Here is a 13,846-nt window from a genome sequence, read left to right as displayed (position 1 = left end):
AAGGTATTTTATTTTGAATGGAATAAATAATTTGATATGTTTTATAGCAGAAAGTAATAAAAAAATCCCCTCCGGCAGACCGGAGAGGATTTATTGTTTTTTCCTAATTTCTTGTTCGGAATCTGCTGAAATTTATTCAGCAGCAGCTTCTGTTGCAGGAGCTTCTTCAGCCGGAGCTGCGGCAGCTTCTTCTGCAGGTGCTTCAGCAGCAGCTTTTTCAGCAGCTTCAGCAGCTTTCTTTTCAGCGAGTGCTTTTGCTTTCACTTCGTTGATTTTCTTTTCTGCTTCCAGACGTGCTTTAGCTTCAGCTTTCTTAGCCTCGTCTTGTTTAGCTTTCAAAGTAGCCAAACCTGACTGTTTGTTGTTTTTCCAAGCTTCGAATTTTGCTTCTGCTTCTGCTTCTCCGAATGCGCCTTTTGCCACACCGCCCAGAAGATGTTTCTTCATGTAAACTCCTTCACGAGAAAGGATGTTACGTACAGTGTCACTTGGTTGTGCACCTTTCAGTACCCATGCCAATGCAGCGTCGAAATTCAAATCTACTGTAGCAGGATTGGTGTTAGGGTTGTAAGTACCAATCTTCTCAATAAATTTACCATCACGTGGTGCTCTGCTGTCTGCAATTACAATTGAATAGAACGCGTAACTTTTACGTCCGTGTCTCTGCAATCTGATTCTAGTTGCCATTTTAAATAATTGTTTTTAATGATTGATTTGAATTATGCTATTATCTCGTAATAGCGGGCACAAAGATACGGCTTTTCTTTTGATTGACAAACATTTCGCATCTTTTTTACGAATACCGTTTCGGATAGCGGAACAAAATCGCGAGCAGGGCGCATGCTCCCATTGTAAATGGATAGTAGAGATTTCCGATGATACTGATAGGGGAGATGCTGGCAAGTCCCGCTGCAATTAGCATCTGCGCTCCATAGGGGATAATTCCTTGTATCAGGCAGGAGAAAGTATCGAGGATACTGGCTGTTTTTCTTCGGTCGAGATGGAATTTCACGGCAATATCTTTGGCAATCGGTCCTGTTGTGATAATGGCAATCGTGTTGTTGGCAGTACATAAGTTGGCGATACTAACGAGAGCAGCGATGCTTAGCTCGGCTCCTCTTTTGCCATTGACGTGGCGGGTGAGTTTCCGGATAATGAAATCGATACCACCGTTATAACGGATTGTTTCGAGCATCCCTCCGGCCAGTAGAGTGATAATAATCAATTCTCCCATTCCTGTAATTCCTGTTCCCATGGCACCAAACCAGTCGAAGATTCCGAAGCTGCCGGTAGCGATGCCAATGATGCCACTTGTCAATATACCTATTATGAGTACGAGCATCACGTTCATTCCGGCAATGGCTGTTCCTAATACTATTATATAAGGTATAACTTTTATCCATTCGATGTTTTGTGTTTGGACGGGAGCAGTAATGGACAGTCCCTGAAATATGTAAATTCCCAATACAATGATGGCTGCCGGAATGACAATCATAGAATTTACCCGGAATTTATCACGCATTACACATTCCTGGGTTTTTGTTGAAGCAATGGTGGTATCGGAGATAAAAGATAGGTTGTCTCCGAAAAAGGAGCCGCCTATTACAATAGCTACCATAAAAGGGAGAGCTATTTCTGTCTTTTCTGCCAGTCCTACGGCAACGGGAGTAAGAGCGACAATAGTTCCTACGCTGGTTCCGATGGATAAAGAGATGAAACAGGCGGCAATAAAGATACCTGCCAGCAACAGGTTATCCGGAAGAATATGCAGTGTCAGATTGACGGTGGCATCGATTGCCCCCATTTGCTTTGCACTTTGAGCAAAAGCTCCGGCAAGAATGAATATCCATATCATCAGGAGGATATTCTTATTGGCAGCTCCTACCGAGAATTGATAGATACGCTGGTCCAGTTTCAAGCCGCGTGTAATGGCGATGGCATAACAGGAAGAGATGAGAAAAGCCACTGTGATAGGCACTTTATAAAAGTCGTTGACGAGGATGGAAGTCACCAGATAGAGGCAGAGGAATACGAGTAACGGGCTCAATGCCCACCAGTTTCCGGGACGGTCTTTATGTATTTTTTCTTCAGTCATAAATGAAAGTAGTACTATTTGTTCGAACTGCAAAGATAGTAAGGAAACACATAAGTAGTATGAAAGGCTCAAATTTTCATCTTTTATTTTTCCGTTTGAGTCCCTTCTTTTTCCGCTTTGGAAACTTAAAGATGAGTGTTTTCTACCTTTTCCATTATTTTCGTACCGTTGATAATATAACTAATTTAAGAATAGAATGACAACGACTAAATTTTTAATGTACATGTTCTTTAGCTGTCTGCTTGCGTCATGTGACGCAGGAGAAAAGAAAATGGATGAGCCGGTACGAATCAAAGTGGCGGAGGTGGAAATATCGCTTCCTTCTGCGGAGCGTGAGTTTTCGTTTATCTCGAAACCATTCAAAGAAACGGAACTTTCTTTTCGGGTAGGTGGACCCATTGACCGTTTTGAAGTATATGCCGGAAATTTTTATCATCGTGGAGATATTATTGCTGAAATAGACTCTCGTGATTTTCGTATTCGCAAAGAGCAGGCAGAGGCAATTTATAATCAGGCGAAAGCGGAATTTGAACGAATAAAAGTGTTGTATGAGAAAAGTAATTTATCAGCCAGTGCTTATGAAAAGGCATGTGCGGATTATACTTCTGCCAAAACAGCTTTTGAAACAGCAACGAATGAATTATATGATACAAAGTTAATTGCACCTTTTGCCGGATATGTCGGAGAAGTATATATTGAAAAATATCAGGATGTGAAAGCAACCCAACCTGTTATTTCCTTTATTGATATCACTCAATTGAAGATAGAAGCATATGTCACACAGAATATTGCGCTTCAAGCCCATAGAATCAAAGAAGTTGGGATTCGGTTTGATGCTTGTCCGGATACCATATATCCGGCAAAAGTCGTAGAAATATCCAAAAGTACGACCCGAAATAACCTTTCTTTTCTGATGACAGCTTTATTGCCGAATAAAGAGAGCAAGTGGCCGGCAGGAATGTCCGGAAAAGTACAGTTCGGCTCTCCGTCTTCATCTGTGGCGTCCATGATTGTTATACCGCAGACTGCTCTTAACCATCGTCCTGTTGATGGCGATTATGTGTGGACTGTGGACAAGAGCACCGGGAAAGTATCGAAACGGAAAATTGTTATGGGAGCATTGCTTCCGAATGGGAAGGTCGAAGTGAAAAGTGGATTGCAGGTGGGAGAAATGATTGCTGTCAGCAAACTGCGTTTCCTTTCGGAAGGTATGTCGGTAGATGTCATATCGCAGCAACAAGAGACCTCCATCACTGCTCAAAAGTAAGTTTGGACGTATGAAATTTATAAAATATTTCTTGCAGAAGCGGTCGGTGACTATTCTGCTGTTGATATTGGTGTTGGGAGGAGGACTGCTTGCTTATGTCAAGATGGGTAAACTGGAAGATGCTCCATTTACTATAAAACAAGCATTGGTGTTGACTCCTTATTCGGGTGCTTCTCCTTCTGAAGTGCAGTCGCAGGTGACTGATGTATTGGAAGAATCGATACAGTCTTTGGGTGAATTATATTATCTGAAAACAGAAAACAGAGCAGGGCTTTCCAAGATAACGGTTTATGTGAAAAAGGAAATTCGTGCGGACGAAATGCAGCAACTGTGGGATAAACTTCGGCGAAAGGTGAATGATGTACAGTCGAAACTGCCGGCAGGAGCGGGGCCGTCTGTTGTGAATGATGATTTTGGTGATGTGCTGGGTGTTTTCTATGGACTGACAGGGGAAGGATATTCTTATCGTGAGTTGGAGGAACAGGCCAAACTTATTAAAAATGAGTTGCTTAAAGTAAAGGATGTAGCAAAGGTCGAGATTTATGGAGTACAACCCCCGACGATTGATGTGATACTCACTCCTTCCGTTATGGCACAAAGCGGGATTACTACAATGGATATTTCCCGGGCTTTTGATGCGCAAAACAGAGTTGTAGATGCCGGAGGAATCGATGCCGGTGTGAACAGGATACGGATTGAATCAACCGGAAATTTCTATTCTTTGGATGATATAAGGAATATGACAATCGTATCGCGTACAGGAGAACATTTCCGGTTGGCAGATATTGCGGAGATCAAAGAAAGTTATCAGTCGCCTTCCAGTAATAAAATGCGTATTGATGGAAATCCTGCGGTAGGCATTGCCATATCTACTGTGCCAACAGGAAATGTGGTAGATATGGCAGAAGCTGTGAAGGATAAGATTGAACAGTTTGCAGAAACAATGCCTGACGGATTTGAGTTGCAGACGATTTATGATCAAGGTTATGAATCGGCAGTGGCAAATCAAGGGTTTATCCTGAATCTGATTATCTCTGTGGTGACGGTCGTCGCTATTCTGTTATTTTTTATCGGATTCAAAAATGGAATTCTGATAGGCAGTGGCTTGGTATTCTCTATTTTTGCAACGTTGATTGTGATGCTGACGCAAGGAATAGCTTTGCAGCGTATGTCGTTGGCTGCCATTATTATTGCAATGGGAATGTTGGTGGATAACGCGATTGTTGTGTCCGATTCAGCATTAGTCAATATGCAGCGGGGCATGCGTAAACGAGTGGCTATTATGCGGGCCTGCTCTTCAACTGCGTTGCCACTGTTAGCGGCAACTATCATTGCGATTCTAACTTTTTTACCTATATATTATTCGCCACATATCACCGGCGAATTACTGTCATCCTTAGTTGTAGTTATCGGCGTTTCGCTGATGTTCAGTTGGGTTTTTGCGTTGACGCAGACTCCTTTTTTCATTCAGGAGTTTGTCCGTCGGCCTAGACCCAACGAACTAAAGGCAGCTCTTTTTGCAGGTAAATATTACGACAAGTTTCGCGGTGCATTGAGATGGGTGATTCGTTATCGGTATGCAACAATCGGTTGTATGGTTGTGATGCTAGTGTTGTCGGCCTGGAGTTTTAAGTTTATTCCGAAAGTATTTGTTCCTGCATTGGACAAGCAATATTTCACTTTGGATATGTGGCTGCCCGAAGGAACACAGATTGACGAGACCGACCGGCAGGCAATGGACATGGCAACATATATCCGGGAGCAATCGGAGACGGAGATGGTATCAACTTATGTTGGAAGAACTCCGCCACGCTATTATCTGTCGAATGTTTCTTTTGGGCCTCAATCCAATTATGCACAAATATTGGTGAAGTGTAAGACATCAAAGCTATCTCGCCAGTTACATGCCCGTTTACAGGATTCCATTTCGTTGAAATATCCTGATCCTTTGATAAAAGTGAATAAGTTTGAGTTGAGTCCGCTGACGGAAGCTGTTATTGAAGCCCGTTTCTTGGGACCGGACCCAGCTGTACTCGATTCGTTGGTTGGTCAGGCCATTGAGGTTATGCGACGAAATCCTAAAGTCGCAGATGCCCGCAATGAGTGGGGGAATATGTCGATGGTGATTCGTCCGGTGTATGATCCGGTGAAGGCCGGAGCATTGGGAATTACGAAAGCTTCCATGATGGAGTCTGTCAAATCTATTAATGACGGATTGCCTGTCGGCATTTATCGGGACGATGAAAAGAAAGTTCCTGTACTGTTGAAATCGGGATGTGTAGATATTACGGATGCTAATGCGTTAGGAGATTTTTCGAGTTGGAACGGCGAGAAGTCGGCTCCGCTTTCGCAAGTGACCGAAAAAATAGAAACGACATGGGAATTTCCGCAAATAAGAACCTACAATCGTCAACTGTCTATGGCAGCTATGTGTGGTGTGAAACCGGGGTATACTATGGCGGAAGTGCATGGTGAGATACGGAAAGAGATTGAAGAAATTCAGCTTCCGGAAGGGTATACTTTCTTTTGGGATGCTCAATATAAGGATCAGGGTGAAGCGATGCAGGCTATCGCGAAATATTTTCCGCTGGCATTTCTTGCGCTAGTGGTTATTTTGGTAGCACTGTTTGGCAATTTCCGTGAGCCGGTGATTATTATTTGCATTTTGCCTTTGTCGCTGATAGGAATTGCAGTCGGAATGTTGTTGACGGGATTTGATTTTGGATTTTTTCCTATAGCTGGTTGGCTGGGATTACTCGGAATGATTATAAAGAATGTAATTGTATTGATTGATGAGATTAATGTCCAGCACCGAAGCGGTGTTGATTTATATACTTCTATCATTGAAGCTACCGTCTCCAGAACCCGACCGGTCTTGATGGCGGCCACCACTACTATTTTCGGTATGGTACCTCTATTGTTTGATGTTGCTTTTGGAGGTATGGCCGCCACCATTATTTTCGGACTGACTTTTGCTACGGGGCTGACGTTGTTCGTTACGCCTGCCTTATATTCTATGTTCTATAAAGTAAAAGGAAAATAAAGATGAAAAAAAATATATTCAGCCTGTTGTTCAGTTGTTTCGCTTTTGGGGCTTTGCCGGTTTTAGGGCAACAAAGCGTATTGTTGGAGAAATATCGGACGATGGCATTAGATTATAATCATGATTTGAAGGCAGCCGAAAAGAATATTGCTGCCAGTGTGGAAGTCGAAAAATCAGCACGTGCGGATTTGAAACCAAAACTTTCCGGTGCAGCCAACTTCCAGTATACCGGAAACCCATTGGAATTGTCTTTGGATGTGCCTTCCTTAGGATTATCGAAGACTGTGGAAGGACAGCAGTTAAAGTATGGAGCTTCTCTTTCCATTCTTCAGCCGGTATATACGGGAGGGTATGTGCTGGAGTCTATCCGTATGGCGCAACATCAACAATCTTTGGCGGGTAATCAGGTGAAAGTGCTGAATGATGCTGTTTGTTATCAAACGGATGTTCAATATTGGAGCGCCGTAGCTCGTCGGGAAATAGTCGATGTAGCTGAAGATTTTCGCAATTCGATCGCCTCTTTGGTCAAGACAATTAAAGAGAGGGTAGAGGTCGGTTTTGCTGATCCGCAAGACTTATTGATGGCGGAAGTGAAACTGAATGAAGCAGAATATCAGTTGCTTCAGGCACAGAGTAATTTAGAAACGGGACGGATGGCATTAAATTCTATAATTGGTGTTGATTTGGAGTTCTCGACGGAGTTGGATGAACAGATACCGCTGGTGGTGGTCGATGATTCTATTTGGGTATCTACCGGTACGGATCGTCCTGAAATTCAAATAGCTTATGACAGGATTCGTATTGCTGAAAGTACAAAAAGGCTGAATGATTCGCGATTTAAACCTCAATTTTATGTAGGAATAGATGGGAGTTATTCGTCTCCCGGATACAACTTCCGGAAAGATTTAGATCCGAATTATGCAGTTTATGCAAAAGTGTCCGTACCCATTTTTGAGTGGGGAAAACGAAAAAGCGAAAAGCGGGCTGCTTCCTTTCGAGTAGGGATGGCGGAAGATAACCTGAACAAGATAGTGGACCAAGTGGAATTGGAAATTAGCGTGGCACGTAAAGCCTTGTTACGGGCTATCGAACGGGTGCGCTTGAGTGGAAGTTCGCTTGCCAAAGCAGAAGAAAATGAAGCAAAAGCGGTGGAACGCTATAATGAGGGCAAAGTTTCTGTAGTGGAAGTGATTGACGCGCAAACTTACCGGCAAACTTCGCAAGTGAACTATGTAGAAGCGAAAGCATCCGCACAAGGCTATTATTCGGAATTAATAAAAGCGCTTCATAGTTATGATTATCGGTAAAAAGCAGTAACTTTGTGTAAAAAGAATCTTATGGATATAAAACTAAACCATATACTATATAGTACGCTGTTTTCAGGATTAGGCGTCTTTTCTTTCTTTTTACTGGCCAACTATGTAGAACTTTCTGATAATGTGTCAGATGCATTATATTCTTTAGGGATGTTTCTGTTCTTCATTATCGCATTCAATTTACTGGGATATTCTACTGTTCATCTGACTACCTGGGTTGACAATCAGTATTCAGTGAATATTTATCGTCGCAGGAAGTTGATTCTTATTTATACAATGGTGATGGTGATGTTTTTTTTGCTTAATTATGGACTGCTAGTGACTGCCAAACTTTTGGTTGGTGCATCACATCCTTTTGTCTTTCCCAATGGAGGGTGGCGTATATTGATAGTAGTCTGGCTAGTGGAGTTAGTGATTTTAGGCTTACTGCTTGCTAACCGATCTATGCAACACTCGCTTAAATTACAGAAGCAGGCGGCCACTTTGCAAGAAGAAAATAATATAGCACGCTATACAGCTCTTCAAAATCAGTTGAATCCGCATTTCTTGTTCAATAGTCTGAATACATTGATTTCTGAAATCCGATATAATCCTAAAAATGCGGAATTGTTCACACAACATCTTTCTGATGTGTATCGTTATATTCTTCAATGTCAGAAGCAGCGCTTGGTGACGCTGAAAGATGAACTAGGTTTTCTTGATTCATATATCTTCCTTCATCAAGTTCGATTAGGCAATTGCATTCATGTTCACAACTATATTTCAGATAAATGTGAGGAGATGAAGATGCCACCTTTGACACTTCAATTATTGGTAGAGAATGTTATCAAACACAATGTTATTCATTCGAGAAAACCGATGGTTATTGAATTGTGTAGTGTAGAAGAACCTCCGGCCTTGATAATTAGTAATCCGATCCGAACTAAAAAATGCGGAGTAGTTTCGGGGATGGGTTTGAAGAACCTTTCTGCCCGTTACAAACTCCTTTGCAATCGGGATATTGTGATAGAAAATAAAACGGATAAATTTATCGTAAAAACTCCCTTATTTCCATGAATAAAATAAAAGTTGCTATTATAGAAGATGAAGTGCCGGCAGCACGTTTGTTACATGAGATGATACAGTCACTTCGTCCGGATTGGGAGGTGATGATTCTACCCGGTACTATTGAAGAATCCGTTGAATGGTTTCGCACAAATTCTCATCCGGAACTCCTGTTTCTGGACATTCAGTTGACAGATGGCAACTCATTTATGTTGATTGAACAGGCTCGCCCGGATAGTATGATTGTTTTTACCACCGCTTACGACGAATATGCTGTTCGTGCTTTTACCGTGAATAGCATTGATTATTTGTTGAAACCGATTCATCAGGAACGCTTATTGCAGACTATTGAGCGTTTCGAGAATCTGACGGAAAAATATATTCATGATTTTAATCGGGAGAACCGTTTATTGGAAGTGTTGGAGAGTTTGTCTGATATTCAAAGGCTTCCGGGAATAGAAAATAAAAGATATCGTACTCGTTTTCTTATTTCTTCCGGTAATAAACTTTTTACGTTGGCAGTGAGTGATGTCTCTTATTTCTATTCAGAGAACAAACTCACTTTTGTAGTTACCAGGAATAATAAAGAATATGTTTTGGATTTTTCATTGGATAAACTTTGCGAACAATTGGATCCGGATGTGTTCTTTCGGACCAATCGCCAGACACTCGTTTCCGTGGATGCTATTCAGCGTATCGAACCTTATTTTCTGGGTAAGGTCGTTGTGCACGTCTTACCTCCCTTCAAAGATAAAATCATAGTCAGTAAAGATAAAATAGCCGCTTTCAAAGTGTGGCTAAATTATTGATTTTCGTTTTATAGCAGGATGATGCGTTTTTGCATGATGTCCATCAATTGGGCTTTCAGTTGGCGTGCATTAATAGGCTTAGGCATATAACCGTCGAATCCACTCTCTATCACTTTCTGCTCATCTGAAGCATAGGCAAAGGCGGTAATGGCAATGATAGGGACTTTAGCCGAGTATTTCCGGATTTCTTTGGTTGCTTCGTAGCCATCCATGACAGGCATATTGATGTCCATTAATATAATTTGCGGATTATACTTTTTGAATATTTCTACTGCCTCTTGTCCATTCCAGGCATGAATCAATTGATACTCTCCCTTTAATATGGATGCAAACAGTTTATAGTTGCTGTCATTATCTTCTGCTATTAGAATGCTGAACTTGTTTTTTTCTATGGTTATTGGTTGAATTTCCATCTTTTGGGTATTTTCATCTACAGCCATTGCGGGCTTGTATGGTAGTGTGAACCAGAATGTCGAACCTTTTCCTTCTTCCGAGTCTACTCCGATAGAACCTCCCATACGTTCGACCAATGTGTGGCAGATAGAAAGTCCTAATCCTGTACCTTGTTGAAAGCTGTTTAGTTTGACGAAGCGTCCGAAAATGCTTTTCTGTTTGTCTTTAGGTATGCCGCAACCGGTATCACTGACATAAAAATAGATTTCTTTGTCGCGAAGTTCATAGCCAAAACGAATATACCCTTCGGCCGTAAATTTGATAGCATTGCTTATCAGATTGATGAGTAACTGCGATAGACGGTTCTTTTCAGTATGTATAAAGCAGGTTTCCATTGTCGGATGGCAACTTAGCTGTACTTTGTCCGATTTGATTTTTAGCTGTAATGAGCTTGTTAACTCATTCATCACTTTATTCAAGTCTATGTTGGAATACTGAAATTCCAATGTCCCGGCTTCAATCTTTGATAAATCCAGAATATCGCTGATTAATTGTAGTAACAGAGTATTATTGTTTTCAATGATGCTCACGTACTCCTGTTTTTCTTCTTCTTCCTCTGTTGATGCCAATATACCGGAAAAACCGACAATGGCGTTGAGAGGAGTACGGATTTCATGGCTCATATTTGCAAGGAAAGCAGATTTGAGGCGATTGGATTCTTCTGCCCGGTCTCGGGCTGTAGTTAACTCCATTTCCATCTTTTTCCGTTTGGTGATAACTAGCGAGGAGCCTACCAGCGTTAGTGGCTTTCCGTTTTCATCACGAGTCTCTACGGCAGCCTGTGCTTCCACCCATTCTATTCTGTGGATGTTATTTTGTATGTTGACTATACGATATTCTTCCCTTACCTTATCCAAGCGTCCTTCTAGCAGATCTTCGTAGGCCTTTTCTACACGCTTGCGGTCTTCTTTGAATATCTTAGAGAAGTATTGAGAGTCGGGCACTGCCAACTGTTCTTCATTTATATTATCTTCATTTGTGCTAAGTTCAATGGGTTTGTTGATGTCGCAAAGTATTGTTTTGCTTAATAAATCCCATTTCCAGGGCACAATATTGGCTACGTCCAGTGCCATTGCGAGCTTTTTGTTGGTAGCACTCAATTTTTGTTGGGCTTTGTATAGTTCAGTACTGTCCAGACAGAAAATATCAACAATGTTATTGTGGTGAGTACCTTTCAGGACTATATCATAAAATGCATCTATCTGTTTGAAATAATATGGAAAGGTGATAGCTCTGTTTTCAGTAAGTGACATTTTTGTGAAATGCAGGAATTCCTTCATAGATTCCGGGAATAACTCACTAGCCTTTTTGCCTATAACTTCTTCTTTGTGGAAGAATTTTTTTTCAAATTGGGAGTTTACATTCCGGTATATTAACTCTATTGGTGTGCCTTTTTCATTCATGATTAACTCTTCTTGCATATAAAGTATAGGCATATTGTTGATTAGGTTCTTGTAGGAAGTCATCGCATCGATTTCTTTCTGTTGTATATTCAATTTATTTAGATGATTGAAACGGTATTGAAAGAATAGAGCAAGCAGTATGAAACAAACTATTGCTCCTAAAAGGAAATATCCGTATTGTTCCCAAAATGTGGGTGGCTTATTAAAGAAAATCGTGTTGGAAGGGCATAATCGTGGCGATAATCCTTTGCGGAGCAATATACTGTAATTGATCGTAGGGGCAGCGTCCGTAGGTTCGTAAAAAGGAATATTGGCTGCCTGTTTCCCATTTAGTATTGATTGGATTACTTGTATTATTTTTTTGTTGTATTTGTCTTGGTCGTAGACATATCCGCCTATCGTTCCTCCTGTATTGTCCTTGATTGTTGACATGCCAAGACTGAACAAAGGGGCGGAAGTCGCTGAGATTAGCTGGTGAGAATTTGTAACCAGCGAAGTGTTTCCGGCAAATGTATGTTTATAGAACCAGGAAGAAAAGAGTATTCCTGTTATTTTGGGGTCAATAGAATAAAGGGTGTCCAATAAGTGATTGATCCGCATCTTTTGAGGAGATATGAATTGATAATTGATACCCGGATGATTCTTCTTTAATTCTTGCTCGATAATAATGTTGTAAGTTTGGTTGTTTTGCCGTTCGTCACCGATAAATATGAAATTCTTTATGTTTGGGGTCATTCGGAAAATTAGTTCTATATTTTCTTTAATATAAAAATTAGAATGTAAGAAAGTGAGATTGTAGTTCTTGGCTATCTCTGCAATTGGGATTCTTGCAGATACGTCAATTGGTTTCTTTTGGAGATAAAACTTTTTCGGTCCGATATAGTCTTCTTCGGCGCATAATATAATCGGGACATTTCCCCACATCTTCCTGAAGTCGTTCCGTAATATCATACTGGAATTCCCTATTAATATTAGTATTTGTGGGGAATGATGTTCGTATTTTTTATACAACATTTGTCTGAACTCTTTTAAGGTAGAGTCTGTGTCCATCATTAGCATATTCATATGTTCGGTATAGAGTGCTAGTTGAGGAATATTTTGTGTGTATTCGGTTATTGCGGAAATCATTCTAAAACTCCAGGGAGAAGCTTCTGTATATGAGTTGATAATTAGAAGATAATTAGATGGGTTCACTGAATCTTTTTGGGCTAAAATAGGAGTAGTGAAAGTAAATAATAAATAGAACGATAAAAAAAGTTCTATTAGATGAAAGGTTTTTGCTTTTGTTTGATTGTGTATTGTCATTAAAATTAAATTTTCTGATGGTTTATTAAGTTTATGTGGCTGCAAATGTATTAATAATAAATGAATTAAACTTAATTTTGACCATAAAAAGTAAATAGAGAGAGAAGTTTATACACTTTTCTCTAGATTAGACGGGTTTCTTATTTAACTTTATAAGGATGCGTGAACCAGAAACGGGAACCAACCCCTGAGTCGGATTCAACACCAATACTACCCCCGAGGTGTTCAATAATGCTTCTGCAAAGAGATAAACCTAATCCTGTGCCTTTTGAATAAGAATTAAGTTTTACAAAACGTTCGGATACTCGGCCGGCTTTATCCGGAGCGATCCTCATACCTGTATCCGTCAAGTCGTTCCTTTAAAAGAAACGACTTGTTGTACACCGAGAAACGCATCGTTTCTTTTAAAGGAACATGCCTTTCCATATTGGGATGTGTAGATTTGTGTTATAGTATTTATATTTATTATTTTGTATCTACACTGTAGGCATTATTTTAATGCTTCAATTATGTGTGGTAACATTGTCCAAATGGTATTTTCATCTTGAGCGGTGAATAAGTTACCATCTATTTCTGATTTCTCATCGGTAGCTGTTCCGTTCTGAATAGTTGGCTTGGCTAATGGGTGAACTGCTACTTTTTTTCCTTTGGTTATACCGGTAAAGTCAAACATCATTGCACCGGCACAATGTCCGATCATAATTTTCTTTTTATCCCCAAATGTTTTAATAACTTGCATCAAATCTACATTATAAGGCTTATCGGCATTCTGCTGAAATACAGGCACTGCATCGCCACAAGAGAAAACGAGTGCGTCAAATTCATCTTCATGCCCCTTCAAATTAGCAATTACATCATCTACTGTCAAGCTGATTCCTGAATTTGTTTTAATCTCTTTCGTATCCGATACAGCAAATACTTTATATGAAATGCCATTCTCGAAAAACGCTTCCAAATATTGGAATAATCCACAACCATTTACCGGATTCACTGCTAAAACTGCAACTTTCTTTGCCATAATCATAATTATTTAAATGAAACAATAGTTATTATTAGTAAGTTTATTACTTTTGTGATGCAAATGTATCTTTCTTGTTTGATAAATGCAAGA

The 13,846-nt window shown here is 40.3% G+C and carries 9 protein-coding genes and 1 pseudogene; 5 read left to right on the top strand and 5 right to left on the bottom strand.

The features are described 5' to 3' along the window. Positions 1-132 precede the first annotated feature (132 nt). Both GD631_RS17950 and GD631_RS17945 read right to left on the bottom strand, forming a co-directional pair. Complete coding sequence (locus GD631_RS17950; protein ID WP_004300172.1) at positions 133-687, bottom strand: 30S ribosomal protein S16; 555 nt, start codon at positions 685-687, stop codon at positions 133-135. A 106-nt stretch (positions 688-793) separates the two neighbouring features. Beyond that, a complete protein-coding gene (locus tag GD631_RS17945; RefSeq protein WP_128858173.1) occupies positions 794-2,095 on the bottom strand; it encodes a Na+/H+ antiporter NhaC family protein in 1,302 nt (433 codons plus the stop codon). A gap of 196 nt (positions 2,096-2,291) precedes the next feature. On the opposite strand from GD631_RS17945, the gene GD631_RS17940 reads away from it, so the two are divergent. From GD631_RS17940 to GD631_RS17920, 5 genes are read left to right on the top strand one after another with little or no spacing between them, the layout of a single operon-like run. Then, entirely contained in the window at positions 2,292-3,362 is a 1,071-nt protein-coding gene (locus GD631_RS17940; RefSeq protein ID WP_143259905.1) for an efflux RND transporter periplasmic adaptor subunit, read from the top strand. Between the two features lie 10 nt (positions 3,363-3,372). Then, on the top strand, positions 3,373-6,405 hold the full coding sequence (locus tag GD631_RS17935) for an efflux RND transporter permease subunit (protein WP_143259904.1): 3,033 nt from the start codon (positions 3,373-3,375) through the stop codon (positions 6,403-6,405). A 2-nt stretch (positions 6,406-6,407) separates the two neighbouring features. Continuing rightward, positions 6,408-7,712 carry a TolC family protein gene (locus GD631_RS17930; RefSeq protein WP_128858171.1) on the top strand — a complete coding sequence of 435 codons (1,305 nt, stop codon included), beginning with the start codon at positions 6,408-6,410 and terminating at the stop codon, positions 7,710-7,712. A gap of 36 nt (positions 7,713-7,748) precedes the next feature. Further along, positions 7,749-8,777: a sensor histidine kinase gene (locus GD631_RS17925; protein ID WP_185911647.1), complete on the top strand. Its 1,029-nt coding sequence runs from the start codon at positions 7,749-7,751 to the stop codon at positions 8,775-8,777. Further along, positions 8,774-9,574 (top strand): LytR/AlgR family response regulator transcription factor, encoded by an 801-nt coding sequence (locus tag GD631_RS17920; RefSeq protein WP_143259902.1) that lies wholly within the window; start codon positions 8,774-8,776, stop codon positions 9,572-9,574. Before GD631_RS17925 ends, GD631_RS17920 begins: the two co-directional genes overlap by 4 nt. Before the next feature lie 8 nt (positions 9,575-9,582). Here GD631_RS17920 and GD631_RS17915 read toward each other — a convergent pair whose 3' ends face one another. The 3 genes and pseudogenes from GD631_RS17915 to GD631_RS17905 form a co-directional block, all read right to left on the bottom strand. Beyond that, positions 9,583-12,735: an ATP-binding protein gene (locus GD631_RS17915; RefSeq protein ID WP_143259901.1), complete on the bottom strand. Its 3,153-nt coding sequence runs from the start codon at positions 12,733-12,735 to the stop codon at positions 9,583-9,585. A 140-nt stretch (positions 12,736-12,875) separates the two neighbouring features. Continuing rightward, positions 12,876-13,085, bottom strand: a pseudogene (locus GD631_RS17910) (sensor histidine kinase); the annotation flags it as partial. Between the two features lie 140 nt (positions 13,086-13,225). Next, positions 13,226-13,753 (bottom strand): DJ-1/PfpI family protein, encoded by a 528-nt coding sequence (locus GD631_RS17905; protein ID WP_143259900.1) that lies wholly within the window; start codon positions 13,751-13,753, stop codon positions 13,226-13,228. Positions 13,754-13,846: the final 93 nt, after the last annotated feature.

Source organism: Bacteroides luhongzhouii (assembly GCF_009193295.2).
Taxonomy (GTDB): domain Bacteria; phylum Bacteroidota; class Bacteroidia; order Bacteroidales; family Bacteroidaceae; genus Bacteroides; species Bacteroides luhongzhouii.
The sequence above is the reverse complement of the archived record's forward strand: the minus strand, read 5'-3'. Positions and strand labels throughout refer to the sequence as shown.